The organism is Maricaulis maris (assembly GCF_003634045.1).
Taxonomy (GTDB): Bacteria; Pseudomonadota; Alphaproteobacteria; order Caulobacterales; family Maricaulaceae; genus Maricaulis; species Maricaulis maris.
Window position 1 is genome coordinate 432,160 of sequence record NZ_RBIM01000004.1, and the last position, 26,221, is coordinate 458,380.

A 26,221-nucleotide genomic window follows, 5' to 3' on the forward strand; every position below is an offset into this window, starting at 1 on the left:
GGATGATACATTCGAGCGGTCGCCCACGGCGGCCGCTCTTTTTGTTTCTGCAGACCCCGGGGCCCGCGCCTTGAAGACAAAATCGCCTCAGGATGACCGCATCCTCGCCCTCGCCGAGCCGGTGGCTGCCGAGCTCGCGCTCGAGATCGTGCGCGTGCGCATCATGTCGGGCAAGCGTGCCCGCCTGCAGATCATGGCCGACCGCGCCGATGGCAGCGGTATCGAGGTCGAGGATTGCGCCCGCTTGTCACGCGGCTTGTCCGACGTGTTCGAGGTCGAGGATCCGATTGCCGGGGAATACGACCTGGAAGTCTCCTCGCCGGGGATTGATCGCCCGCTGACCACGCTGGCGCATTTTGCGCGCTGGGAAGGCAATGAGGCCAAGATCGAACTCGATCGCCTCGCCGAGGGCCGCAAGCGCTTCCGCGGCATTCTGGCCGGGGTTGAAGATGATAATGTCGGGCTCGACATGGAAGGCGAGGACGACACCACGATGATCCCGTTCGACTGGATCGTTGAGGCCAAACTGGTTTTGACAGACGCCTTGATCGAGGCGGATTTGAAAGCGCGGGGCCGTGGCGCCGCGACGACTGAAGGAGACGAATAATGTCGCTTTTCAACGCAACGGGGATCACCCGATGAGCATTGGTGTCAGTGCAAACCGTCTGGAACTTCTGCAGATCGCCCGTGCGGTCGCGGCGGAAAAGTCCATCGATGAATCGATCGTGATCGAGGCCATCGAGGAAGCCATCCAGAAGGCCGCGCGCTCCCGCTATGGGGCCGAAAACGACATCCGCGCCAAGATCGACCCGAAAACGGGCGAGCTGTCGCTGACCCGCAACATGACGGTTGTGGAAGAGGTCGAGAATGACAGCCAGGAGCTCAACCTCGCCGACGCCAAGAAAATCGACAAGACCGCCGAGATCGGCACCGTCTTCTCCGATGAGCTGCCGCCGATCGAATTTGGCCGCGTCGCTTCGCAGACCGCCAAGCAGGTCATCACGCAAAAAGTCCGTGAAGCCGAGCGCCAGCGCCAGTTCGAGGAATACAAGGATCGCGTTGGCGAGATCATTTCCGGCATCGTCAAGCGCGTCGAATACGGCAATGTGATCATCGATCTCGGTCGCGCCGAAGGCATTATCCGCCGCGCCGACGGTATCCCGCGCGAAAATCTGCAGAACAATGAGCGGGTCCGCGCCTATATCTATGATGTTCGCGAAGAAGTCCGCGGCCCGCAGATCTTCCTGTCGCGCGCACATCCGGACTTCATGGCCGCTCTGTTCGCGCAGGAAGTGCCGGAAGTTTACGAAGGCATCATCGAAATCCCGTCGGTCGCCCGTGATGCGGGTTCGCGCGCCAAGATCGCTGTCATCTCCAATGACGCTTCCATCGACCCGGTCGGCGCCTGCGTCGGCATGCGTGGTTCGCGTGTCCAGGCGGTCGTGTCCGAGCTGGCTGGCGAGAAAATCGACATCATCCCGTGGTCGGATGATCCGGCGACCTTCATCGTCAACGCCCTTCAGCCGGCCGAAGTCGCCAAGGTCGTCCTCGACGAGGAAGACCAGCGGATTGAAGTCGTGGTGCCGGACGAGCAGCTGTCGCTCGCCATTGGTCGCCGCGGCCAGAATGTCCGTCTTGCGTCGCAGCTGACCGGCTGGTCGATCGACATTCTGACCGAGGAAGAAGAGTCCGAGCGCCGCCAGAAGGAATTCGCTGAGCGGACGCAACTCTTCATCGCCGCCCTTGATGTTGACGAGGTGATTGCCCAGCTTCTGGCGACAGAAGGCTTCACCGATGTCGAGGATCTGGCCTATGTCGATCTCGGCGAAATTGCCGTCATCGAAGGCTTTGACGAAGACACGGCCGAGGAAATCCAGGCGCGTGCCCGCGATTATCTTGATCGCCTGGCTGCCGAACAGGACGCCAAGCGCAAGGAGCTCGGTGTCGAGGACGCGGTGCTTGAGGTTCCGGGTGTCGAGCTCGCCATGGCTGTCAAGCTTGGTGAGAATGACGTCAAGACGGTCGACGATCTTGCCGGTCTGGTGACCGATGATCTGCGTGGCTGGTTCGAGACCAAGAATGGCGAACGAATTCGCGAGCCGGGCATCCTGGAAGAGTTTAATCTCTCCTCCGAAGATGCCGAGATGATGATCATGCGTGCCCGCGTTGCGGCTGGCTGGATCTCCGAGGAAGACCTGCCGCAGCCGGAAGTGGTTGAAGAAGAGGTCGAGGAGGCTGAAGAGGCCTTCGACGTGGCCAATATGGATCTGGCGGCCCTGGAAGCCGAAGCCGAGGCGCTTGGTCTCGACCTCGACGCCGAGGTGCCGGAAGGCGACGAGGAGACGAAGGCTGACTAGCCCCCGGGCCAGCCAGTCGAGGGAGCGACGCTGCGTTGCCACCGGGGAGGTCCGTGAGGAAGCGGATCTCATCCGGATGGCCCTCGGGCCGGGCGACCAGCTGGTGCCTGATCTCGCAGCCAAACTGCCCGGCCGTGGTGCCTGGGTCAGTGCGGAGCGGGTTTTGATAGAGAAGGCGGTCAAGAAATCCGCCTTCAACCGGGCCTTCGGGTGTCCGGTAAAAATGCCGGACGATCTGCCGGGCCTCATTGAGGGTCAGCTGGTCGAGCGCGCGCTGAGCCTTCTCGGTCTGGCGCGACGGTCCGGAGACCTGGCGGTTGGCTATGACGCGGTGCGTCTGGCACTCAAGGCCGCCAAACCCGCCTGGCGCATCGAAGCGTCGGACGGGGCTGAGGATGGCCGGTCCAAGCTGGATCGGTTGGCCTTCGCGGCCTGGGGTGATGTCCCGGTCGCGGGATGTTTCACGGCGGAAGCCATCGGTGATGCGACAGGTCGCGGTCCGGTGGTCCATGCCAGCATGTCGAAAGGCTCGCAGGCGCGGGCATTTACGACTGTGATGGGGAAGCTTTCGGGCTTCCGGCCGCTCGTCCCGCAAGGCTGACGTGCGGAGATTGCCGCGACAGCGGTTGATATCGGCCTTGAGCTGGCTAGTTTAGCGAGCCTTCAGGCCGGACAGTGGTTTGAACAGTGCGGGTTTCCGGCATTCGGCTACCGGAAGGCCCCGCGGAACGAAAGCCGATTTGGAAGGCTCGTATGAGCGACGCAGACGACAACAACTCCTCCGGCCGCCGGCCGCTCTCTCTGAAACGCCCCGGTGGCGGTACCGTGCAGCAAAGTTTTGCGCGCGGTCGCTCCAAGGCGGTCGTCGTGGAGAAGAAGCGCAAACGTGTGGCAACGCCGGCCAAGGATGGCGGTCCCGGCGGCAAGCAGGGCGGGGGCGCCAAAAGCGGTGAGTCCGCACTGGCGGCCAAGGCACGCCAGCTCGGCCTGTCCGAAGAGGAACTCGTTGCGCGCCAACGGGCCATTGCCCGTGCCCGCGCCGAAGCCGCCGATCGCGAAGCTCAGAAGAAAGAGGCTGACGCCGCCATGGCGCAGCGGGCTGCCAATGAGCAGCGCCAGCTGGCCGAACAGCGCGAGCGCGCCGTTCGTGAAGAGCGCGAAGCCGAAGAGGCTGCGCGCAAGGCCGCTGAAGACGAAGCGCGACTGAAAGCCGAGGCCGAAGCTGCGACCGCAGCCAAGGACGGGTCCCGCAAGCGTGATGAAGATCCGCGCCGCCGGGCGCCGGCCAAGGACGAAAAGCGGGCCACGCCCGATGCCATCCCGATGGATGATCCGGCCAGCGCGCTGGAAGCCCTCGGCGGTCGCGTCAAGCGCAAGGGCGGGGCTGCCGGCCCCGGCCCGGCTGCCAAACAGCAACCGGCCCGTGCCAAGACCGATAATCGCCGCCGCGGCAAGCTGACCATCCAGAACATTCTGGAAGGCGATGAGGAGCGTCAGCGCTCGCTCGCCTCGGTGCGCCGTGCCCGTGAACGCGAGAAGCAGCGCCGTCAGGACACGTCCGGTGGACGCGACAAGATCGAACGCGAAGTCATCGTGCCGGAAGCCATTACGGTGGCCGATCTGGCGAACCGGATGGCGGAACGGTCTGTCGACGTCATCAAATACTTGATGAAGCAGGGCCAGATGGTCCGCGTGAACGATGTGCTCGATGCCGATACCGCCGAGCTCGTGGTCGAGGATTTTGGCCACATCGTGAAGCGTGTGTCCGAGGCTGACGTCGAAGACGGTTTCATCGCCGATGATGATGCCGACGAGGCCAAGCTGCCGCGGGCGCCCGTGATTGCGGTCATGGGTCATGTCGACCACGGCAAGACGTCGCTGCTGGACGCACTCCGCTCGACCGATATCGCATCGGGCGAAGCCGGTGGCATCACCCAGCATATCGGCGCCTACCAGGTCCAGCTCAAGGGCGGTGAGAAGATCACCTTCCTCGACACGCCCGGCCACGCTGCCTTCTCGGCCATGCGGTCGCGCGGCGCGATGGCGACGGATATCGTGATCCTGGTGGTGGCTGCAGACGACTCGGTGAAGCCGCAGACGATCGAGGCGATCCATCATGCCAAGGCTGCCGGCACGCCGATCATCGTCGCCGTCAACAAGTGCGACAAGCACGAAGCCAATCCGCAGAAAGTCCTCACCGACCTGCTGCAACACGAGATCGTCGTCGAGGCGATGTCGGGTGACGTGCAATCGGTCAATGTCTCGGCCAAGACCCGTGAGGGTCTCGACGAGCTGACCGAGGCCATCGCCCTGCAGGCCGAACTGCTCGACCTGAAGGCCAATCCGGAGCGCAGCGCCGAAGGCATTGTCATCGAAAGCCAGGTCGATAAGGGCCGCGGTCCGGTGGCGACGCTTCTGGTCCGTCGCGGCACGCTCAAGCGCGGTGACATCCTCGTCGCCGGCGCCCAATGGGGCCGTGTGCGCGCCCTGGTCAATGAGCGTGGCCAACAGCTCGAAGAAGCCGGACCGTCGGTTCCGGTCGAGATCCTCGGCCTCGATGGAGCGCCGGATCCGGGTGAAGTCTTCGCCGTTGTCGATGGCGAGTCCCGCGCCCGCGAGATCGCCGACTACCGTCAACGCAAGGGCCGTGAGGCGACCGGCGGCTCGTCGCCGGCCAGTGCCTCGCTCGAGCAGATGATGGCGCGTCTCAAACAGGACGAAACCCAGGAAATGCCGCTTCTCGTGAAGTCGGATGTCCAGGGTTCGGCCGAGGCGATCAAGCAGTCGCTCGAAGGTATCGGCAATGACGAAGTCCGCGCGCGGATCATTCGTGCCGCTCCGGGCGGTGTGAATGAAAGCGATGTCCTGCTCGCCAAGTCATCCGGTGCACCGGTCTTCGCGTTCAATGTCCGCGCCAACAAGCAGGCCCGCGAACTGGCCGAACGTGAAGGCGTGGAGATCCGCTACTACTCGGTGATCTATGATGTCATCGACGATGTGCGGAACACGATGGAAGGCATGCTGGCGCCGGAGAAGCGCGAGAACTTCATCGGTTACGCCGAGATCCTGGAAGTCTTCAACATCACCAAGACCGGCAAGGTCGCCGGTTGTCGTGTCACCGAAGGCGTGGTCCGGCGCGGCTGTGGTGTGCGCCTGCTGCGCGACGATACGGTGCTGCACGAAGGCAAGCTCAAGACGCTCAAGCGCTTCAAGGATGAAGTGCAGGATGTGCGCGCGGGCACCGAGTGCGGCATGGCCTTCGAGCGCTATGAAGACCTGCGCAAGGGCGATCAGATCGAGTGTTTCGAAGTGATCGAAGTCGCGCGCAAGCTCGAGGCCTGATCACCGGTCCCGAGCGGACCAGGACAGGTTTGAAACATGACAGGGCGGCCCCGTCGGGGCCGCCCTTTTTCTTGCTGTCGAACCGTCGTCCGGATCAGTTGTCAGTCGGCTGCGATCAATCCCTGTTCCGGCGCCGCGTAATTGGCGAAATCCTGATGCGCGACGACCTGCCCGTCACGAACGGTGATGACGCTGACCTGCCGTGAGCGCCAGCGGAAGACCTGGCCCTCTGATTGTGTCGGGTAGAGCGCGTTGACATGGCCGATGAAGACGACGCGGCTGTTCGAGGCGAAGACATCATCCCACTCAAACCCGAGCTCGATCGGGTGATAGCGCTCGCCGAACTCGCGCAGCGTCGCCATCATGGCGTCGCGCCCGTCCTCCTGAATGCCGTCCGGCCCGTAACTCTCGCCCTGGGCGGTGGTGTCACTGAAGACCATGTCGGCCGCCAGCATGGCCTCCATCGCATCCCAGTCGACGGCGGAATAGTGGTCCATATAGGTCCGGGCGATGGCTTCGGCTTCGGCATTGGTATCGTCCTGGGCCGACAGCGCGGGGGCAAGGGTGAGAGTGAGGCCTGTGGCGAAACCAGCGAGGGAGAGGAAATGTGTCATCGTCTTGTCTTCCATGATGGGTGAAGGGTCAGGCCGGCGACCCGGGGATTTGGCTCGGGCAGTGAGTCCCTGAGGCGCCGGCCCGGTCTGCACAAGGGGGCACACACCCTCTGCAGACCATTCGGACGGGCGCTCGCGACGCCCCTGTGTCGGTCAGTGTGAGGCTTGCACCGGCGCGGCATTGTTGAAGTCGGTGTAGTCGCGATGCTCGGCGACATGGCCATCGACTACCGCAATGATCGTCGTGATCGGATAGCGAAAGGTCTGCGCGTCGTCGCCGGTGCCGTAAACGACGTCCATATGGCCGTTGAACACGACCTGACCGGAGGCCTCATAGGTCCTGTCTATCGTGTAGACGCCATGATCCATGCCCCAGGCAGCAATGCCGGCCGTGATCGCCGCGGGGCCGCGCCATTCGATCCGCTCGGTCACGGCATCAATGTCGAAGGAGGTCGGGTCGATGAACCGCGTGTCCTCGGTCATCAACGCCGACATGGCCGCAAAGTTCTGGCTGGCATAGGCGTCCAGCCAAGCCTCGGCGATGTGGCGCGGCGTCGCGTCCGGGGTCGACTGCGCGGCGCTTGGTGCGGCGGTCAGCAGGCAGGTCGCCAAAAGGCAGGCGTGGGTCATTCGGGTCATGGCAAGCTCGGCACTCGGTCGGGGTTTCATCGCTGCACGGATGGCAGTGCGTGGCGGCGAGTAGCCCTGCCCCGGCGGCAGCGGTAAAGTCCCGGGGCCGGCCAATGTGATGAGCGCCGGGGGGCGAGGGACGAAACCGGGTCGGGGCGCCCCCTTGCATCGACCGGTCAAGCGGCGTACACCCCCGCGCCTCGCTTCCGCCGGGATGGAGACATGCATGGCCCGCCGTCAGAACCAATCGCCCAAAGGCCCGAGCCAGCGCCAATTGCGCGCCGGCGAGCTCGTTCGTCATGCACTCGTCGGCATTCTGACCCGAGAGGAATTGCGTGACCCGGATCTGGAAGGGCAATTGATTTCGGTGACCGAAGTGCGCCCCAGCCCGGATTTGCGTGTCGCAAAAGTCTATGTCGCACCGCTCGGCCGGGGCGACTCAGCCAAGCTCGCTGCCGGCCTCAACCGCTGCGCCGGTTTCCTGCGCGGCCGTTTGGGCCGTGAAATCGAGATGAAGTTCACGCCGGAGCTGCACTTCCACCCGGACAATTCCTTCGACACGGCCAGCCATGTCGACGATTTGCTCAATCGCCCGCAGGTCCGCCGCGATCTTGACGATGAGGACGCCGGGGCCAGCGATCCGGACGATTAATCACCGTCGCCCGCTTCGGCCACGTCGCCGGCATCAGGTTCCGGCAGCGGTGGCAAGTCCGTGCGTTCAAGTCGCCAGCGATTGTCGGCCCCGGTCAGACCGGCCTGGTTGACCGCGATCGCCGCGACCCGGCCCGCCTCATCACGCTCATAGGCAAAATCGGCATTGAACAGGCGCCAGTTCAGCGCGTCCGGACCGGTCGGCGTGAGATAGAAGCGCCAACCGCGCTCGCTCAGCACGAGGTCGAGACCGCCTTCGGTTGGTTCGATCACCACCGGCCCGAACGGGCTTCCGGCATAGGACCCCGCAGCGTCCAGATGTGAGGCGGTGAGCCGGTCTGTCGCCGGCCGGCCCGCCGGCGGCGCCAGGGGGCGGTCGAGGGCGAGCGCGTGAAGGGCGTTGCGCAATTCCCAATTGGGATAGGATTCGACATTCGTTCCGTAGGCGATTGTGATATCTCGCCCGGGCAGGATGGAGATGCCGGCACTGTATCCCGGCACCGAGCCCTGGATCGTGTAGATCGCCTCTCCGTCGACCTGCTCGACCTGCCAACCCCCAACCATGCGTCCGTCCGGCTCGAACAAGTCCATACGGCGCGTCCGGACGGCGTCGGCGAGCCGCAGCAGATCGCCAATCGGCGCCACCAGGCCGGCATCGCCAAGTGCCGGGCTGTCGCTCATTGGCGCCCGCAGGTCGAGCGGCAGCGGGCCGGCGGCAAAGCCGCGGGGCACATGGGCACCCGCCGCTGCCGCGCGCCGGGCGATGCGGCTGTCCTGCATGTCGAGCGGGATCAGGAATTCAGTCGCCAGCAGGGTCTCATAGCGCGCATTCATCACCCGCTCGACGACCACTGCGAGCAGTCCGTAGCCGAGATTGGAATAGGCGTAGTCATGCGGTCCGGCGCCGGGCGCAGGCTGCCGCGCCAGCCAGGAAACGAGGGTGTCGCTGCGGGCATCGGCGAGTGCGCCGGCGGGAATGTCGCGCGCCAGGCCCGCCGTGTGGGACAGGATGTCATTGATGCGCACCGCGCCATAGCCGGTCAGCTCGGGGATATAGTCATTGACCGCACCGGTCGCTGATATCCTGCCCTCGTCGATCAATCGCCGGACCATGGCGGCCGTCAGGCTCTTGGTGACGGAGCCGGCGGGAAAACGCGCCTGCGCCGTCATCGGGGCGCCGCTGACCCAGTCGGCATAACCAAAGGTGAGGGCAACCGGTCCCCCGTCACCGCGCCGGACCATGATGACGCCGGAGAAATCGCGGGTTTCAACCAGCGGCGACACCCAGTCATGGATCCGTTGCGCGATCGCGGCCTGGCTGGTGTCGCCATCCCGCGGCGCCTGCCCATCGGCGCGCGGCAGGCCGGCGGTGATGCCGATCACGAGAAGGCTGGTGAGGGCGAACCGGATCATGACGCAACTCCTTGGGTACGGGTGAGGATTACGGTGTTCCGACAGTCGCAGCAAGCCACCGGTCTTGCCTTGCGGGCATTGTTCCGTTAGGTCCGCCCCTCCCGCGATCCGGGTCCGATCCCCGGCGCCTGAAGGAGGCCAATATGGCGCGACGCCGCAAGGGCGAGGACATCCATGGCTGGGTGATCCTCGACAAACCACTTGATATCACCTCGACCCAGGCCGTTTCGGTGGTCCGGCGACTATTCAATGCCAAGAAGGCCGGCCACGCCGGCACGCTGGATCCGCTGGCCTCGGGCATTTTGCCGATCGCCCTGGGCGAAGCGACCAAGACCGTGCCGTTTGCGGTGGAAGGCTCGAAGACCTATCGCTTCACCGTCAAATGGGGCGAACGCACCGATACGCTCGACCGTGAGGGTGAAATTGTCGCGACCAGCGATGTCCGTCCCGATCGCGCGGCGATCGAGGCGGTGTTGCCCACCTTCATCGGCGATATCGAACAGGTGCCGCCTGCCTACTCGGCCATCAAGGTCGATGGCGAACGTGCCTATGATCTGGCCCGCAGCGGCGACGACGTGCAGTTGCAGGCGCGCCAGGTCCATATCGAGGCGCTGCGCCTTCTGGACTGTCCCGACAGCGATATGGCGGTGCTGGAAATGCATTGCGGCAAAGGCGCTTACGTGCGCTCCCTGGCGCGCGATATTGCCTTTGCCCTGGGCACGGAAGGGCATGTCGCCGCCCTGCGCCGGATTCGCGTTGGTGGATTCGCGGAAGCGGAATCCACAAGGCTGGACGAACTGGAAGAAATGGCTCATAAGGGCGCCGCTTCGGAAGCTCTGCTCCCGGTTCAGACCGCGCTGGACGACATCCCGGCGCTGGCCATAACCGAAGAGGAATCCTTCCAGTTGAAGCTAGGACGCTCGATCGTCCTGCTCCCGCGTCAAGCGCAAGAGCTGAAGGCGCAGCGCCGACCCCGCGAAATCGCGGGCAAGGACTGCACTTTTACCGCTTTGGCCCTTTGCGATGGTGTGGCAGTGGCGCTCGGCGACGCAAGGGCGGGAAAGTTCCAGCCCTCGCGTGTTTTCAACCTCACTCCCTGACAATTCAGGGAGTCGACATAACGAGTTTAGGAGAACCCGATGTCGATTACGCAAGAGCGCAAATCCGCGCTGATCGCTGAACATGCCCGTGGCAAAGCCGACACGGGATCGCCGGAAGTGCAAGTGGCCATCCTGACCACCCGGATCGCCAACCTTACCGAGCACTTCAAGACCCACAAGAAGGACAACCACTCGCGTCGCGGCCTTCTTAAGATGGTCTCCCAGCGCCGCCGGCTTCTCGACTACGTCAAGAACAAGGACGTGGCCCGTTACCAGGCCATCATCGAGAAACTGGGTCTGCGCCGCTGATCCGCGACGCCATCCGTACGAAAGACGATATGTTCGATATCCAGAAAGAAACGATTGAGTGGGCGGGTCGCCCACTCACCATCGAAACCGGGCGGGTCGCCCGCCAAGCTGACGGCGCCGTCATGGTGTCTTATGGCGAGACCACAGTTCTCGCCACCGCCGTCGGCGTCAAACAGGCCAAGCCGGGAGTCGATTTCTTCCCGCTGACGGTCAATTACCAGGAAAAATACTTTGCGGCGGGCAAGATCCCCGGCGGTTTCTTCAAGCGTGAAGGCCGTCCGACGGACAAGGAGACGCTGACCTCGCGCCTCATCGACCGCCCGATCCGTCCGCTGTTCGTCAAGGGCTTCAAGAATGAAGTCCAGGTGATGCTGACGGTCCTGTCGCACGACCTTGAAAACGATCCCGACATTGTCGGCATGATCGGTGCCTCCACGGCGCTGGTTCTGTCCGGTCTGCCCTTCATGGGTCCGATCGGCGCTGCCCGTGTCGGTTACAAGGACGGCGAATACATCATCAACCCGCCTTGCGATGAAATGGATGACAGCGAGCTTGATCTCGTCGTCGCCGGTACGCAGGACGCGGTCATGATGGTGGAATCGGAAGCCAAGGAGCTGTCCGAAGACGTCATGCTCGGCGCTGTCATGGCGGGTCACAAGGCCTTCCAGCCGGTGATCGACATGATCATCAAGCTGGCCGAACGTGCGGCCAAAGAGCCTTGGGATTACGAGCCGGCCGATCACTCTGCCGAGGAAGCCAAGGTTCGCGAGCTGATCGGTGACGATCTCGCCGCTGCCTACACCATCGTCGACAAGACCGAGCGCTACAAGGCAGTCGGTGCGGCGAAGGACAAGGCTGTCGAAGCCCTGCTCCAGACGGAAGAGCGACCGGACGGCATCGACATGACGACCCTCAAGGACGTCATGAAAGCGGTCGAGAGCTCCATCGTTCGCGGTGGTATCATCAAGACCGGCAAGCGTATTGATGGTCGTTCCCTCGACCAGGTCCGTTCGATCGTGTCCGAAGCCGGCATTCTGCCGCGGACGCATGGTTCGGCCCTGTTCACGCGTGGGGAAACCCAGGCCCTGGTCGTTGCGACCCTGGGCACGGGCGAAGATGAGCAATTCATCGACGCTCTGACGGGGACCTACAAAGAACGCTTCATGCTGCACTACAACTTCCCGCCCTATTCGGTCGGTGAGACGTCTTTCCGTCTCGCTCCGGGTCGTCGGGAAATCGGCCATGGCAAGCTGGCCTGGCGTGCGGTGAAGGCCGTCCTCCCGACCAAGGAAGACTTCCCCTACACCATCCGCCTGGTCTCCGAGATCACCGAGTCGAACGGCTCGTCCTCGATGGCCACGGTCTGCGGTGCCTCGCTGTCCATGATGGATGCCGGCGTGCCGATCACCCGTCCGGTCTCTGGCATTGCCATGGGCCTGATCAAGGATCCGGAAGGCGTTGCCGTTCTCTCCGACATCCTGGGTGATGAGGATCATCTCGGCGATATGGACTTCAAGGTGGCCGGTACCACCGAAGGCGTCACCTCGCTGCAGATGGACATCAAGATCGCCGGCATCGACGAGGAAATCATGAAGACAGCCCTGGCCCAGGCCAGCGGCGGTCGTCTGCATATCCTTGAAGAGATGGGCAAGGCGCTGGGCGAAGCCCGCACCGAGCTCGGCGAGTTTGCTCCGCGTATCGAAACCATCACCATTCCGACCGACAAGATCCGCGACGTGATCGGTTCGGGCGGCAAGGTGATCCGCGAGATCGTGGAAACGACCGGTGCCAAGGTCGACGTCAATGATGACGGCGTGATCAAGGTCTCGTCCTCGGACGGTGCTTCGATCAAGGCCGCCCTCGACTGGATCCACGGCCTCACGGCCGAGCCGGAAGAAGGCAAGGTCTACAAGGGCAAGGTCGTCAAGGTCATGGACTTTGGTGCCTTCGTGAACTTCTTCGGTCCCAAGGACGGTCTCGTCCACGTGTCCCAGCTCAAGGCTGAACGCGTGAACCACCCGAACGATGTGGTCGCCGAAGGCCAGGAAGTCTACGTCAAACTTCTCGGCTTCGATGATCGCGGCAAGGTTCGCCTGTCGATGAAAGTCGTCGACCAGGAAACCGGCGAAGAGATCAAGAAGGAAGAAGAAGACGCTGAATAAGCTGTCTGCTTCGATCAACTGATCAAGAAGACCCCGCCGGCTTGCGCCGGCGGGGTTTTTCTTTGGGGGCTGTATCCGAGCGGCCGGGCGCGGATAGGCTGGGCATCCGGGCAATGAGGGCAAGGGCACGGACATGAATTGGACGATCTTCGATTATGTCGTCGCTGGCGGCATGGTCGCCTGTCTGCTGCTGGGCACTGTCCTGGTCATCAGGACGCAGCGACACTGGGCGGCGCGCCTCGCGGGTGGCCTGACCCTGATCGGCTTTTTTCTGCTGGTCTGGAGCGCTGGCGCCGTCGGAATCATCGGCCGGTCTGACAATGATGCCAATCTTGCCTTTCTTGCCCTGCCATTGGTGGCGTCGCTCGGAGCCGTGATCACGCGCCTGCGGCCCGCGGGTCTGGCCGTCACCCTTGCCGTTGTCGCTGCAGGACAGTTCCTGATCGGATTCGTTGCCCTGATTGGCGGCCTCGGCTCAGCTGGACCCGCTTGGCCGGTGGACATGCTTGTAGCGACCCTTGTCTTCACCGCCCTCTTTGCAACGGCGGCGGCCCTGTTCCACTTCGCCGCACGGGCTCAAGCCGCCTCGAGCCGGTCGCGATAGCGGCGGCTGCCGGGGATTTGGGTGCCGGTGTCCAGCGTGATGGCGACATCGCCCTCGCCGGTCGGGGCAATCTCCCGGATCGCATCGCGATTGACCAGCCAGGAGCGGTGCACCCGCACGGCGTCAATGCCGGCCTCGGCGAGTTGTTTTTCCAGCTCGGTCAGGGTGGATCGGGCCAGGTGCTCGCCGCCGGCCAGCCGGACCTCGACATAATTCCCGGCCGCTTGGGCGGCGCGGAACTCGTCGGCGGCGATGCGCAGGGTCCGGCCGCCGCATTTCAGGGTGAGGCGATGGGAGCGCCGGGCCTCGGCGCGGGCGACCTCCACTTCCAGCCGCCGCATCTGCAGCGCCAGCGAGACCGCGATGATGATCTGATAGCCGGCATAGGTGCCGATATCCTTGCGCGCCTCATAGACAATCTCCCGCCATGGCGCGTCGTGGAAGAATTCATAATCACTGCCATAGGCAAAGGCCCAGACGCCCTCACGGATCAGCACCATGCCGAGCACGTGCAGGCCGGTATAGGCGAGGAAGCCCAGCAGGTGCCAGGGCAGGGAGGTCAGCCAGCGCCCCGGTTCCAGCGGCGCCCGCAGGCCCAGCCACATAATCGCCGGCACCAGGATCGCCGTCATGATGATGCTCGACCCTTCGGTGACCCAGGCAAAGAAGGGCGGTGCGTCGCGACCATCCCGGGCGAACTCGGTGTCGATCGACATCGAGGCGATCACCCAGAAGGCGATCAGGCTCAGCCAGGCGAACTGGCAGGCCAGCCACAAAGCCCGCCGTTCGGCATCGCGGGCCCGGCTGTGGTCGGAAGTCAGGGTGTCGGTCATGCCGCGATGCTCGCCCAGCCGCCAGCCGGCGGCAAGTGGCGCGTCAGCCATTCGCCCCAGCAGACCGCCGCTGGTCCCTGCCGCTCAGCACGCCGTCCCGCCGGCCTGCCGCTGGTCACCATCGTCTGGCGCACGTCACCCGCCGGGCCGATGAGCGGGGTGACAAGGAGCACGGCCATGACCCCCAGCAAGACCCCCACCATGACCCCGACGATGACCCGGTCATTCGACGCACCCGGCAGCGGTCGCCAATACGGCCTCGACTGGCTGCGTATCGGCGTCTTCATCCTCTTGATTTTTTACCACACGGGCATGTTCTTCAACACGGAGGGCTGGCACGCCAAGAGCCTCAATGCCAATGACGCGATGGAGCCCTTCATGTGGCTCTCCAGCCCCTGGCGCCTGCCCCTTCTCTTCCTGATTTCCGGCATCGCGATGCGTTTCCTGTCCGACAAGCTGGGCAGTGGCCGCTTCGCAGCGGACCGGGTCTGGAGGCTCTTCCCGGTCATCCTGTTCGGCATGTATGTGATCGTGGCGCCGCAATCCTATTCCGAGCTGCGGCTCGCCGGTGAGATCGAACCGGGATGGTGGGCGTTCTGGCGGCAATATGCCGGCGAATGGGACGGGCCGTGGTCGATCCACACGCCGACCTGGAACCATCTCTGGTATGTCGTCTATCTGTTTGTTTATTCGCTGCTTCTGGCACCCTTCTTCCCGCTTCTGCGGCGCCTGGCCGACAGCCAGGCCTTGACGGCAGCGGGTCGGGGCGCGGCCGGTGGCTGGCTGGGTGTTGCGGCTCTCGTGGTGCTGCCCGTCCTGCCCTTTTTGCTGGTCCGCTTCACACTCACCGAAGATTTCCCGACCACCCACGACCTGATCGAGGACTGGGCCAATCACGCCAATTCGCTGACCATGGTCCTGATCGGATATTTCATCGCCAAGAATGAGGGCATCTGGAAGGCCGTTGACCGAGCCCTGCCGGTGACCGCGATTGTCACCGCGATATTGCTGGCCTTTCTCTTCTGGGCCTACACACATCTCGAGATCGCCTTTTCCGACCCGGTCCTGACCTGGACGGCGCGCATCGCCCGGATCGTCTTCATGTGGACGATCATCCTGACGCTGGTCGGTGCCGCCCGTCGCTGGCTGGACCATGACGGCCCGCTCCGCCGTTATCTGACGGCCGCAGTCTTCCCCTGGTATATCCTGCACCAGACCATCATTGTTGCGGTGGGTTTCGCGATCCGCGACGCCGGTTTCGGTGCCTGGACCGAGTTTGCCATCATCATGATCTCGACCTTCGGGGGCTGTATCATCGGGTTCGAGGTTCTGCGACACATCCCCGTCCTGCGCCTCGTCATGGGCATGAAAGCGCTCGCGCCGGCCGTCGCACCCGCCAGTACGGGGGCGGCCAATCCGAGATTACAGAAACTTTAGGCCCAATCCGCCGCTATCCGCCTATCTTTCCGGGCAACGACTTATTCGGGGAGGCGGACATGCTGAAATCAATGATGAAGTGCGGGCTGGGGCTGGTTGCCGCTTCAGCGCTCTGGGCGGCACCGGTTATGGCTCAGGAGCCTTATCGCTTGCCGCCGCAGGAAATCATCGACATCGTCGATGCGGCGCCCTCACCCTTTACCTCGCTCTCGCCGGCCCGCGACACGCTGCTTCTGATGCATCGTGAGGCCTTGCCGCCGGTTGCCGAGCTGGCCCGCCCGATGGAACGTCTGGCCGGTCTTCGGCTCGATGCGACGCTGAATGGACGCCACGGGCCGCGTTCGGTGGTTGGCCTGTCGCTGGTCGACCTGGACAGCGGCGCCGAGCGTCGGGTCGACTTGCCGGATGATGCCGGCATTTCCAATATCAGCTGGTCGCCGGACGGCTCGCAGATCGCCTTTGTGATGACCCGCAACGACCAGCTCAGCCTGTGGGTTGTCGATGTGGAAACCGCGCGGGCCCGGCAATTGGTGCGCAGCGGCATCAATGCCGTCTTTTCGCCGATTGACTGGATGCCGGATGGCGAACGCCTGCTTGTCAGCCTGGTCGATCCCGACCGCGGCGCCATGCCGGAGCGTCCACGCGTCCCGATCGGTCCGGTGACGCAGGAGGCCAGCGGCTATGAGGCACCGGTGCGGACCTATCAGGATCTGCTCACCGACGACCACGACGCCGCCCTCTTCGCCTGGCTGGCCACCAGCCAGCTTGCGCTCGTCAACACGAGCGGCCGCACACGGGTGCGCGAGATCGGCGAGCCGGGCCTCTATTATTCTGCCGAACCGGCGCCGGGCGGTGATTACATCCTGATCGGCGAGATGGAGCAGCCCTTCTCCTATCAGGTGCCCTGGTCGCGCTTCCCGGACCGCGTTTTCGTGATCGACATGGCGGGCGATGAAGTGGCGACAATTGCCCGCCAGCCGCTGGCCGACAATGTGCCGATTGGCGGCGTCATCACTGGTCGTCGGTCGATTGGCTGGCAAGCCGCCGCTGCCGCCAGCCTGACCTGGGCGGAAGCTCTCGATGGGGGCGATCCGCGGATCGAAACCGACGAACGCGACAGCGTCTGGGCGCTCGAAGCGCCCTTTGATGGCGCGCCGGTCGAGATATTGCGCACGGAAGACCGGTATTACGGCACCCAATTCACCTCTGAGGGCCAGCTCGGCTTCTCGATGGAATACGACCGCGACACCCGCGTCATCCGTCGCTGGCTGGTCGATTTCGCCGACCCGTCGGTCGCGCCGCGCCTGGCCGAGGAGCGCAATTACCAGGACAGCTATGCCAATCCGGGCAGCGCGCTGACGGTCCGCAATGCGTATGGCCAGAATGTCGTCGGCGTGCATGAGGGCTATATGTATATGGCCGGTGATGGTGCGACGCCGGAGGGCGACCGTCCCTTCCTCAACCGGGTCAGCTTTGAGACGTTTGAGACGACCGAGATCTGGCGCAATACGGGCGAGAATTACGAGGAAGTCATCGGTCTCACCGCGCCGGACGGCTCGGCCTTTCTGACCCGCTGGGAAGACCCGGTGACGCCGCCGAATGTGCGCTGGCACCGCGCCGGCGAAGACACGGCCGAGATCACGCAGTTCGAGAACCCGCACCCCCAGCTCAACGAGATCAGCCGCCAGCTGATCACCTATGAGCGTGAGGATGGCGTGCCGCTTTCCGCCACCTTGTACCTGCCGGCCGATTATGAGGAAGGCGACACGCTGCCGGTCCTCGTCTGGGGCTATCCGCTGGAATATAATGACGCCTCGACCGCCGGTCAGGTCTCCGGCTCGCCCTATGAGTTCACGCGCGTTGCCGGCACCAGCCCGCGCTTCCTGGTGACCCAGGGCTATGCCTTGCTGGAAAACGCCACCATGCCGATCGTCGGCGATGATCCGGAAACGGTGAATGACACTTTCATCCACCAGCTCGTCCTGTCGGCGGAAGCTGCGCGTGATGTGACGGTGGAGATGGGCTTTGGCGATGGCGAGCGCTTGGCGATTGCCGGTCACTCCTACGGTGCCTTCATGACCGCGCACCTTCTGGCCGCCTCCGACGTCTTCCGCGCCGGTATTGCCCGCTCAGGCGCCTATAACCGCACCCTGACGCCCTTCGGCTTCCAGTCCGAACGCCGCACTTTCTGGGCCGCTCCGGAGACCTATTTCGAGCTCTCACCCTTCATGCATGCCGACCAGATCAATGAGCCCATGCTGATGATCCACGGCCAGATGGATAATAATTCCGGCACCTATCCGATGCAGTCCGAACGCATGTTCGCCGCCGTCAAAGGCAATGCCGGCACCGCCCGCCTGGTCATGCTCCCCTATGAAAGCCACGGCTATCGCGGCCGCGAAAGCATCCTCCACGTGCTGGCGGAAAGCATCGACTGGCTGGACCGCTGGGTGAAGCCGGAGGTGGACCCGATGGGTGATGGCGAAGAAACAGCGCTGGAGTAGGTGCAAGATAGGGACAGGTACCTCGGGTACCTGTCCCGTTGGGAAATGCTGCTACCAGCTAAAAAGCCTAAAAAGGCCTTGCCCCTGATTGCTATTTTTAGTAGTGTTTAAATTGTTATAGTACCCTGGGTAGCAGTCCCATGCCGAGCTTCACGGTACGCAAACAGGTCGATGCATACGTTTCCTACTATGCGGACGTTGAAGCTGACAGCGCCGAGGAGGCAGTAGACCTTGCCTATGAAAGCGGAGATACCTTGAGTTGGGAGGGTGGCGATGTGTCTGAGTTTGATGCAGTGCGCGTGACGGCTCTCGACAGTGAACTTCAGGAGATTTCTGAGTACTCCAGAGGAGACGGCTAACTCGCCGGCCTGTGTATTGTTTCAAGGGAATTGCCAACCTGAGCGGGATGGCTACCGTTGATCCGGACTGAAAGTGTTCGGATTTACGGATGAAGTTGGAATTTCAAGAGTCTCAAACTCCATATGTTAGTGGAAGCCAATCCGCTCGCGCCTGGACCGAGGCGTGGGCGTCAGAGAATCTTTATTGTCCAAGTTGCGGTACAAGGCCGTTGCAGCCGTTTGAAAACAATCGGCCTGTAGCAGACCTTCACTGTGGTGCTTGCAATGAACAATTTGAACTGAAGAGTTCGAAAAAGCCGTTTGCAAACAAAGTCGTTGATGGAGCTCATGCAACGATGATTGCTCGGCTAACGAGCCGATCAAATCCCAGCCTGTTTCTTCTGTCTTACGACCGGTCAGCCCTTCGTGTCAGTAATCTGACCGTCGTTCCAAAGCACTTCTTCACGCCGGACATAATTGAAAAGCGCAAGCCGTTGGGGCCTCGTGCGCGACGTGCCGGTTGGACCGGCTGCAACATTCTCTATGGAAAAGTACCCCGCGCAGGACGGATTGTCATTGTCGAGAATGGCGCCCCGAGGTCCGCCCAATCGGTAGTTGAGCAATGGAAGCGAAATGCATTCCTGCAGATCAGGAACGACAAAGCGCGAGGTTGGCTACTTGATGTCATGCGGTGTGTGGAAAGCATCGGAAAGCCGGAATTTGGCCTCGACGAGGTTTATGCCTTCGCACCTGACCTACAAATCCGTTACCCGAACAACCGTCACATTCGAGAAAAAATTCGGCAGCAGCTCCAGGTGCTGCGAGACAATGACTGGCTCGAATTCACCGGGCGCGGTCAATATCGATTGTCTCTGTCACAGTAAAAACCCCGCCGGAGTTATCCAGCAGGGTCTTTTGATCCGGCAGTGTCGCCAGTATCAGTCGTCATCATCCATGCTAGGCACGGCCACCGCATGGAAGCCCGCATCCACATGCAGCGTTTCACCCGTGCAGGAGAAGCCGAGGTCGCTCAGCAGGTAGAGCGCGGCGCCGGCGACGCCTTCCATTTTGGTGTCCTGCTTCATCATCGACCATTCGCGGCCGGTGCGCATCAGGGCCTTGCCGCCGGAAATGCCGGCCATGGCGAGGGTGCGCATCGGGCCGGCCGAGAGGGCGTTGACGCGGATGTCCTTGGGACCCAGATCGCGGGCCATGTAGCGGGTCGAGGCCTCGAGGGCCGCCTTGGCGACGCCCATGACATTGTAGGACGGGACGACACGTTCCGAGCCGAGATAGGTCAGCGTCACCATTGAGCCGCCATTGGGCATCAGATGGGAGGCACGCTTGCCGGCATCAACAAAGGAGAAGGCCGAGATGTCCATCGCCCGGCGCCAGCCCTCGCGGGTGGTGTTCTCGGTGAAGGAGCCGACCAGCTCGTCCTTGCCGGCAAAGGCAATGGCGTGGACGAGGAAGTCGATCGTGCCCCACTTGTCTTCCAGCGCCTTGAAACAGGCATCCATGGAGGCGTCATTGGTGACGTCGGCCTGGACCATGAAAGGCTCGCATGGCAGGCTTTCGACCAGCGGACGGACCCGGCGCTCCAGCGCTTCGTCCTGGTAGGAGAAGGCGATCTCCGCGCCCTGGGCCGCCAATTGCTGGGCAATGCCCCAGGCAATTGAATTCTTGTTGGCCACACCCATGACAAGCCCGCGCTTGCCCTTCATCAGCTCGCCGGCCGGAAACACCGTATCGCTCATCGGGAAATCCCCTTCTGGATCAGATGACGTCTTTTACGACGCTTTAGACTTTTTCGAAAACGACCGTGCCATTGGTGCCGCCGAAGCCGAAAGAGTTCGACATGGCGGTTTTCAGCTCGGCATCGCGGGTCTCGGTGATGATGGGCAGGTTCAGCGCCGCAATGTCGGGATCCATGTCGAAGACATTGATCGACGGGGCGACGAAGCCCTCTTTCATCATCAACAGCGTATAGATGGCCTCGTGCACGCCGGCAGCGCCGAGCGAGTGGCCGGTCATCGACTTGGTGCCCGAAATCATCGGCGCATTGTCGCCAAACACGGTCTTGACCGCTTCCATCTCCTTGATGTCGCCGACCGGTGTCGCGGTGGCGTGCGGGTTGAGATAGTCGATCGGCTTGTTGACCGTTTCCATCGCCAGCTTCATCGAGCGGATGGCGCCCTCGCCGGACGGGGCGACCATGTCATAGCCGTCCGAAGTGGCCCCATAACCGGTGACTTCGGCGATGATATTGGCGCCGCGCGCCTTGGCCCGCTCGTATTCTTCCAGCACGACCACACCGGCGCCGGCACCGCCGACGAAACCGTCACGGTCCTTGTCGAAAGCGCGCGAGGCCTGTTCGGGCGTGTCGTTGTACTTGGTGGACATGGCGCCCATGGCGTCGAACAGGTTGGAGAGGGCCCAATGGATCTCCTCGCAACCGCCGGCGAACATGACGTCCTGCTTGCCCCACTGAATCTGCTCGGTCGCCGCACCGATACAATGCAGCGAGGTCGTGCAGGCCGAGGTGATGGAATAATTCACGCCGAGAATCTTGAACGGGGTGGCCAGCGTCGCCGAGGCCGTCGAGCTCATCGCCTTGGGCACGGCAAACGGACCGATCCGCTTGGGACCCTTTTCGCGCGTGATGTCAGCGGCATTGACGATGGTACCGGCAGACGGACCGCCCGAACCCATGATGATGCCGGTGCGGTGGTTGGAAATGTCGTTTTCTTCCAGACCACTATCGGCAATGGCCTGGGCCATCGCCATATAGTTCCAGCCGGCGCCTTCCGACATGAAGCGGTAGACGCGCTTGTCGACATGGGCGGCCGGATCAATGTCCGGCTTGCCGCCGACCTGACAGCGGAATCCAAGCTCGGCGAAGCTTTCCATGCGGCCGATACCGCTCTTGCCGTTCTTGAGGGACTCGGTGACTTCCGCAGCATTATTGCCGATCGGGGAAATCACGCCGAGACCGGTAATGACAACACGACGCATGAGACTCTCCTGGGTCAGGCCATTTCGCCGGGCTTGAACAGGCCCACGCGCAAATCCTTGGCAGTATAGATGGTCTTGCCATCAACTTCGACACGGCCATCACCGATGGCCATGATCAGACGGCGTTGGATAACGCGCTTGAGATCAATGACATAGCGCACGGTCTTGCAATCCGGCGTGATCTGGCCGGTGAATTTCACCTCGCCGACACCCAGGGCGCGGCCCTTGCCGGGATTGCCCTTCCAGCACAGGAAGAATCCGACCAGCTGCCACATGGCATCAAGGCCGAGACAGCCCGGCATCACCGGATCGCCCTTGAAGTGGCAATCGAAGAACCAGAGGTCGGGTTTGATGTCGAGTTCGGCGACGATCTGGCCTTTGCCATGTTCGCCGGTTTCGTCATCAATGTGGACGATGCGATCCATCATCAGCATGGGCGGCGCGGGGAGTTGCGCGTTGTCGGGTCCCCACATCTTTCCATTGCTGGAGTCGATCAGGTCATTATAGCTGAAAGAGCTTTGGCGTTCAGTCATGTAGCCGATCAGTTGCGCCGCGTGTGAAGGCGCTTGGCGATCACCGGGCTGGTCAAGAAAACCCGGCTGTCTGTGATCAGCCGGAAAGATCAGGGCAGAGCGGTATCATGCGCGACCGACGTGCTCAAGGCGGGGTTGCCGTCGGCATCATCACCGATTTCGCCGTCCAGCTCTTGCGGATACACGCCCCACAAGGTGTGGGGGCGCACCCAGCCGCGAAATCCCTGGGCCTCGACGCGGCACCAGCCGGTGCGGCAGCGTTCGAGCGACAGGATCACGCCGGGCTCGGCGACGGCCTCGATCGGCGAGCTGTCGCTGTCGCGGGCATGCAATTCGGTTTCCTCGAGCGTGTAGACCGAGCGGCGACCGGACAGGATGGAGCGGTGCATCCAGGTCACCTCGCCTTCGGGGTCACGCACGCGGCGCCAGTCCGGGGTTTCGGCGATGACTTCCATCGGCAGGCCGGCGCGCAGATAGCGCCAGGCGATGGGATGCTGCGAGGACGGCCCGGAACGGCCATTGGCGACATCGACTTTCAGCGACACGAAACGCGGCACGGCCTGGCCGGACGGCGTGGCCGTATGTTCGCTGTCCTGGGCGTCGAGCGCGGCCGGACCGGCAAGCATCGACAGGCAGGCCAGGGCAAGTGCGGATGTGATGGCGCGGATCATGCGGGACTCCTTCGACCAAAGCTGTGGGCTGTTTCGGTGAATAGGCGGTAAATCCGGTGGCGCTTTTACGCCGCCACACGCAATCGTGTCGCATGAGAGGGTGAAATCGCCGCCCGCCGTCCTATATCTTGATGAGCAGACCCGGCGGGACGGTCCGGCAGGTCGCAATCGGGAGGGGATTCCATGAGTTTTCGTCTGGCCATTACCAGTGCTGCGGCCATTCTGGCTGCCGGCGGCGCAATGTCCGCACCGGCCGTGGCGGGCGCCGCGCAACAGCGCGAAGTCGTCGCCGACTCGACCGATATGGGTGACGGCATCCACATGGTCTCGACAGGCATTGCCGGCAATCTGGCGATCCTGACCGGCGAGGACGGCGTGGTGATGGTCGATGACCAGCTGCCCAATACCGGTCCGGTCATTGAGGGCGCCATCGTCGAGATCGCCGGTGAAGGCGCGCCGCGCTTCATCGTTTCCACCCACTGGCATGGTGATCACTCGGGCGGCAATGCCCATTTTGCCCAGCTCGGCTCGACCATCGCTGCGCATCACAATATCCGCGCCCGTATCGAGGCCTCCGACGACGCCTGGACGCAAGAGCCCGGCGCCCTGCCGATCCTGACTTTCGGCGAGGACCTGACCTTCCACATGAACGGCCAGACCGTCGAAGTGACACACATTCCCGCCGCCCACACCGATGGCGATGCTTTCGTGTACTTCCGTGAAGCCGACATCCTGCACATGGGTGATGTCTTCTTCTCCGGCTGGTTCCCCTTCATCGATATCGCGTCGGGCGGTTCGGTTGACGGTTATCTCGCGGCGATGGAGCACGGTCTTGCGATGGTCGGCGAGGACACCCGCATCATTCCCGGCCATGGTCCGCTGTCGACCGCAACCGAGCTGGAAGCCTCGATTGCCATGCTGCGCGAGGCCAGTTTCCGGGTCCGCACGCTGGTCGAGGGCGGTGCCGATCTTGACGCTGTCCGCGCGGCCGAACCGCTTGCCGATTTCCACGATGACTGGAGCTGGGGTTTCATCACCACCGACCGCATGGTCGAGACGCTCTACAATGATGCCGTCGGCAACGGCCAGTCCTTCTCGCGCTGAGGCGTGAAGCGTCTGACCAAGATTTAAAGCGCCGACCAGCTTCCGGTGAGGTCATGGCGTCCATGAAGGATGCCATGACTGCCTCTTCGCCTCCCCCCGCCCCGCAGGGTCCGAACCGGGCACCCGCCCGTTTTCGCAAACCGCTCGGTTTCATCGCCGGCCTGATGGCCGGTCTCGCCCTTTGGCTGATCATTGCGGTTGTGACCGACAGTGTCGTGATGGGGGTGTTTTTCGGCCTCGCGCCCGGTCTTGCCATCGGGCTGGGCCTTCACCTCACCGCCAAGCGCTGATCCGTCAACCCGCGCAGGCCGGGCACGCCGGGTCCTTGTCCAGTTTGACAGTGCGGCTTTCCATCGACAGGCCGTCGAAAAGATGGATGCGGCCGTCCAGCGTCTGGCCGGCGCCGCAAATGTGCTTGATGGCTTCCATCGCCATCATCGAGCCAATCACGCCGGTGAGGGCACCGACCACGCCGACGCGCTCGCAGGTTTCCGCGTCCGGCGGGGTTTGCGGCACCCAGCAGCGATAGCAAGGCGCGTCCGGTCGGGCGTTGAAGATCGAGACCTGGCCGTCCCAGCGACCGACAGCGCCGGAGATCAGCGGTTTGCCCTTGGCGAGGCAGGCGGCGTTGACCGCGTAGCGGGTCTCGTAATTGTCGCAACCGTCCAGCACCAGGTCGACCTTGCCGAGAAGGCGTTTGGCATTCTCGCCATCAATCGCCTTCACCACCGGCTTGACCCGTGTCCCCGGATTGAGCGCGCGCAGGGCGCGGGCCGCGGTCTTGGCCTTTGCGGTGCCGATCTGACCTGTGCGGTAGATGATCTGGCGCTGCAGATTGTCGACGCTCACCGTATCGGCATCGATCAGGCTGATCGTCCCGATCCCGGCGGCGGCAAGGTAAAGCGCGGCGGGCGCTCCCAACCCGCCAGCACCGATGATGGCGATGCTGGTACGGGCGAGGGCCTGCTGGCCGGGGCCGCCGATTTCCTTGAGCACAAGGTGGCGGGCGAAGCGGTCGATATCGATTTCCGAGGTCATGCGCCATAGGTGCCGGGATTGCCGCCGCGCTTCAAGGGGGAATCCCGTCCGCCGGCACCGGCGCCTGCAAAGACGCGATCAAGGCTTGTCCATCGCGCGAACACGGGCAATCTGGCGCCATGTCCGTTCCCGCCAATCCGACCCTGCCCGCCCCGGCCTTGTCCGAGCACCAGGAGCGCCTGCTCGACTGGCTCGCCAGCGCGCGGCCGAATGTCTTTCTCACAGGACGGGCGGGTACCGGCAAGACAACGCTGATGCGCGAATTCCTGCGTCGGGCCGGGCCGCGTGCGGCCGTCATCGCCCCGACCGGCGTGGCGGCAATGCAGGCGGGTGGCCAGACGATCCACTCCTTCTTCCATTTCCCGCCGCGCATGATCGGCGCCCGTGATATCCGCAAGGTGCGCCATCGCCGGGTGGTGCAGGCGCTGGAAACCCTGGTCATCGACGAGATCTCGATGGTTCGCGCCGACATGATGTGGGCGATCGACAAGTCCCTGCGGCTCAATCGCGAGCGCAATGAACCGTTCGGCGGGGTGCAGATCGTGCTGGTGGGTGATCTCGCGCAATTGCCGCCGGTGATCCAGGGCGCCGAAGCCGAATATCTGGAATCGACCTATGGCGGGCCTTTCTTTTTTCATCCGGAAAGCTTCCGTGATGCCGGCTTTTCCTATGTCGAGCTGGAGCAGGTGTTTCGCCAGACCGACGAGTATTTCGTCGATATCCTCAACGCGATCCGCGATGGCGATCTCGACAGCGACAAGGCCGCCGACCTCAATGACCGGGTGACGGGCCGGTCGGGCCTCGAGGCCTCGCTGTCGCATATCGTGCTGACCGCCACCAATGAGACCGCCTGGCGGATCAACCAGGCGCGACTGGAAGGCTTGCCGACCTCGCACAAGGCCTTCGAGGCCAAGGTCGAGGGTCAGTTCGACCAGCGCCTCTTCCCGGCCGAAGAACCGCTGGTGCTCAAGATCGGCGCCCGCGTCATGCTGACCCGAAACGACCCGCAGGGCCGCTGGGTCAATGGCACGCTGGGGCAGGTCGAAGGCTTTGACGAAAAGGCCGTGCGTGTGCGCATCGGCGAGGTGGTCCATGCCGTCGAGGCCCAGAAATGGGAGCGCAATGCCTATGCCTTCGACCCGGAAAAACAGGCCCTGACCAAGACCACCGCCGGCGCTTTCACCCAATTCCCGCTGCGTCTCGCCTGGGCAATGACCATCCACAAGGCCCAGGGCCTGACGCTGGACAAGGTCTATCTCGACCTCGCCCGCCGCTTGTTTGCGCACGGTCAGGCTTATGTGGCCCTGTCGCGGGCGCGGTCACTGGAAGGCCTGGAACTCTCCCGCCCGCTGACGCCCAACGATGTCATCTCTGATCCGCGGATATTTGACGTGACGGCGTTCTGTGACCCGGCTCCGGCGAGTGTGAGTGCGTGACGGGTTGCGTACCAAGCGCTTCCGGTGGTTGCCGGCCTAGGTTCTGTACCCATAAACGGGATTCCCAAGTCTGGCGGGTCGTGATTCAAGCTCCTTGAAAGGAGTTGGCTCATGGCCCGTTTTGATTTGA

The 26,221-nt window shown here is 63.3% G+C and carries 25 protein-coding genes; 16 read left to right on the top strand and 9 right to left on the bottom strand.

Features of this window, described 5'->3' with window-relative positions; genetic code table 11:
- The first annotated feature begins 70 nt into the window (after positions 1–70).
- The 4 genes from rimP (at position 71) to infB (ending at position 5,699) form a co-directional block, all read left to right on the top strand.
- Positions 71–607 carry a ribosome maturation factor RimP gene (gene rimP, locus C7435_RS10655; protein ID WP_075190251.1) on the top strand — a complete coding sequence of 179 codons (537 nt, stop codon included), beginning with the start codon at positions 71–73 and terminating at the stop codon, positions 605–607.
- Between the two features lie 31 nt (positions 608–638).
- Positions 639–2,357, top strand: a complete 1,719-nt coding sequence (nusA, locus tag C7435_RS10660; protein ID WP_075190252.1) for a transcription termination factor NusA — start codon at positions 639–641, stop codon at positions 2,355–2,357.
- A complete protein-coding gene (locus C7435_RS10665) occupies positions 2,350–2,958 on the top strand; it encodes an RNA-binding protein (protein WP_121211449.1) in 609 nt (202 codons plus the stop codon). Before nusA ends, C7435_RS10665 begins: the two co-directional genes overlap by 8 nt.
- Before the next feature lie 152 nt (positions 2,959–3,110).
- Positions 3,111–5,699, top strand: a complete 2,589-nt coding sequence (gene infB / locus C7435_RS10670; RefSeq protein ID WP_121211370.1) for a translation initiation factor IF-2 — start codon at positions 3,111–3,113, stop codon at positions 5,697–5,699.
- Positions 5,700–5,800: 101 nt separating this feature from the next.
- Here infB and C7435_RS10675 read toward each other — a convergent pair whose 3' ends face one another.
- On the bottom strand, positions 5,801–6,313 hold the full coding sequence (locus tag C7435_RS10675; protein ID WP_158025603.1) for a nuclear transport factor 2 family protein: 513 nt from the start codon (positions 6,311–6,313) through the stop codon (positions 5,801–5,803).
- Positions 6,314–6,466: 153 nt separating this feature from the next.
- Complete coding sequence (locus tag C7435_RS10680; protein ID WP_170150431.1) at positions 6,467–6,952, bottom strand: nuclear transport factor 2 family protein; 486 nt, start codon at positions 6,950–6,952, stop codon at positions 6,467–6,469.
- A 217-nt stretch (positions 6,953–7,169) separates the two neighbouring features.
- Here C7435_RS10680 and rbfA point away from each other — a divergent pair, with 217 nt between their 5' ends.
- A complete protein-coding gene (rbfA, locus tag C7435_RS10685) occupies positions 7,170–7,595 on the top strand; it encodes a 30S ribosome-binding factor RbfA (protein ID WP_075190256.1) in 426 nt (141 codons plus the stop codon).
- Here rbfA and C7435_RS10690 read toward each other — a convergent pair.
- Positions 7,592–9,007, bottom strand: a complete 1,416-nt coding sequence (locus tag C7435_RS10690; protein WP_121211374.1) for a serine hydrolase domain-containing protein — start codon at positions 9,005–9,007, stop codon at positions 7,592–7,594. The genes rbfA and C7435_RS10690 overlap by 4 nt on opposite strands.
- Positions 9,008–9,150: 143 nt before the next feature.
- Here C7435_RS10690 and truB point away from each other — a divergent pair, with 143 nt between their 5' ends.
- The 4 genes from truB (at position 9,151) to C7435_RS10710 (ending at position 13,182) form a co-directional block, all read left to right on the top strand.
- Positions 9,151–10,107: a tRNA pseudouridine(55) synthase TruB gene (gene truB, locus C7435_RS10695; protein WP_121211375.1), complete on the top strand. Its 957-nt coding sequence runs from the start codon at positions 9,151–9,153 to the stop codon at positions 10,105–10,107.
- A gap of 39 nt (positions 10,108–10,146) precedes the next feature.
- Positions 10,147–10,416 carry a 30S ribosomal protein S15 gene (rpsO, locus tag C7435_RS10700; RefSeq protein WP_075190259.1) on the top strand — a complete coding sequence of 90 codons (270 nt, stop codon included), beginning with the start codon at positions 10,147–10,149 and terminating at the stop codon, positions 10,414–10,416.
- A 29-nt stretch (positions 10,417–10,445) separates the two neighbouring features.
- A complete protein-coding gene (pnp, locus tag C7435_RS10705; RefSeq protein ID WP_121211377.1) occupies positions 10,446–12,578 on the top strand; it encodes a polyribonucleotide nucleotidyltransferase in 2,133 nt (710 codons plus the stop codon).
- Positions 12,579–12,711: 133 nt separating this feature from the next.
- Positions 12,712–13,182 carry a hypothetical protein gene (locus tag C7435_RS10710; RefSeq protein WP_121211379.1) on the top strand — a complete coding sequence of 157 codons (471 nt, stop codon included), beginning with the start codon at positions 12,712–12,714 and terminating at the stop codon, positions 13,180–13,182.
- Here C7435_RS10710 and C7435_RS10715 read toward each other — a convergent pair.
- Positions 13,155–14,066 (bottom strand): LytTR family DNA-binding domain-containing protein, encoded by a 912-nt coding sequence (locus C7435_RS10715; protein WP_121211381.1) that lies wholly within the window; start codon positions 14,064–14,066, stop codon positions 13,155–13,157. The genes C7435_RS10710 and C7435_RS10715 overlap by 28 nt on opposite strands.
- 126 nt (positions 14,067–14,192) lie before the next feature.
- Between C7435_RS10715 and C7435_RS10720 the strand changes: the two genes are divergently transcribed.
- The 4 genes from C7435_RS10720 (at position 14,193) to C7435_RS10735 (ending at position 19,178) form a co-directional block, all read left to right on the top strand.
- A complete protein-coding gene (locus C7435_RS10720) occupies positions 14,193–15,452 on the top strand; it encodes an acyltransferase family protein (RefSeq protein ID WP_233350750.1) in 1,260 nt (419 codons plus the stop codon).
- Between the two features lie 59 nt (positions 15,453–15,511).
- Positions 15,512–17,956 (top strand): prolyl oligopeptidase family serine peptidase, encoded by a 2,445-nt coding sequence (locus C7435_RS10725; protein ID WP_121211382.1) that lies wholly within the window; start codon positions 15,512–15,514, stop codon positions 17,954–17,956.
- 140 nt (positions 17,957–18,096) lie between these two features.
- The gene (locus C7435_RS10730) at positions 18,097–18,315 is read left to right on the top strand and encodes a hypothetical protein (RefSeq protein ID WP_121211384.1); all 219 of its coding nucleotides are present in this window, start codon (positions 18,097–18,099) and stop codon (positions 18,313–18,315) included.
- 89 nt (positions 18,316–18,404) lie between these two features.
- Positions 18,405–19,178 (top strand): DpnI domain-containing protein, encoded by a 774-nt coding sequence (locus C7435_RS10735; protein WP_121211385.1) that lies wholly within the window; start codon positions 18,405–18,407, stop codon positions 19,176–19,178.
- Positions 19,179–19,232: 54 nt separating this feature from the next.
- On the opposite strand, the gene C7435_RS10740 is transcribed toward C7435_RS10735, so the two are convergent.
- The 4 genes from C7435_RS10740 to C7435_RS10755 all read right to left on the bottom strand — a co-directional run bounded on the left by C7435_RS10740 (position 19,233) and on the right by C7435_RS10755 (position 22,513).
- Positions 19,233–20,051, bottom strand: a complete 819-nt coding sequence (locus C7435_RS10740; RefSeq protein ID WP_121211387.1) for an enoyl-ACP reductase FabI — start codon at positions 20,049–20,051, stop codon at positions 19,233–19,235.
- Between the two features lie 43 nt (positions 20,052–20,094).
- Positions 20,095–21,309, bottom strand: a complete 1,215-nt coding sequence (fabB, locus tag C7435_RS10745) for a beta-ketoacyl-ACP synthase I (RefSeq protein ID WP_121211388.1) — start codon at positions 21,307–21,309, stop codon at positions 20,095–20,097.
- A gap of 14 nt (positions 21,310–21,323) precedes the next feature.
- Positions 21,324–21,842: a bifunctional 3-hydroxydecanoyl-ACP dehydratase/trans-2-decenoyl-ACP isomerase gene (gene fabA, locus C7435_RS10750; protein WP_121211390.1), complete on the bottom strand. Its 519-nt coding sequence runs from the start codon at positions 21,840–21,842 to the stop codon at positions 21,324–21,326.
- A gap of 89 nt (positions 21,843–21,931) precedes the next feature.
- Positions 21,932–22,513: an SH3 domain-containing protein gene (locus tag C7435_RS10755; RefSeq protein WP_075190272.1), complete on the bottom strand. Its 582-nt coding sequence runs from the start codon at positions 22,511–22,513 to the stop codon at positions 21,932–21,934.
- Between the two features lie 183 nt (positions 22,514–22,696).
- Here C7435_RS10755 and C7435_RS10760 point away from each other — a divergent pair, with 183 nt between their 5' ends.
- Positions 22,697–23,617, top strand: a complete 921-nt coding sequence (locus C7435_RS10760; RefSeq protein ID WP_121211392.1) for an MBL fold metallo-hydrolase — start codon at positions 22,697–22,699, stop codon at positions 23,615–23,617.
- 74 nt (positions 23,618–23,691) lie between these two features.
- Positions 23,692–23,907 (top strand): hypothetical protein, encoded by a 216-nt coding sequence (locus C7435_RS10765; protein ID WP_147422678.1) that lies wholly within the window; start codon positions 23,692–23,694, stop codon positions 23,905–23,907.
- Positions 23,908–23,911: 4 nt separating this feature from the next.
- Here C7435_RS10765 and C7435_RS10770 read toward each other — a convergent pair whose 3' ends face one another.
- Positions 23,912–24,655: a HesA/MoeB/ThiF family protein gene (locus C7435_RS10770; protein WP_075190274.1), complete on the bottom strand. Its 744-nt coding sequence runs from the start codon at positions 24,653–24,655 to the stop codon at positions 23,912–23,914.
- 119 nt (positions 24,656–24,774) lie between these two features.
- Here C7435_RS10770 and C7435_RS17350 point away from each other — a divergent pair, with 119 nt between their 5' ends.
- Complete coding sequence (locus C7435_RS17350; protein WP_075190275.1) at positions 24,775–26,091, top strand: ATP-dependent DNA helicase; 1,317 nt, start codon at positions 24,775–24,777, stop codon at positions 26,089–26,091.
- Positions 26,092–26,221: the final 130 nt, after the last annotated feature.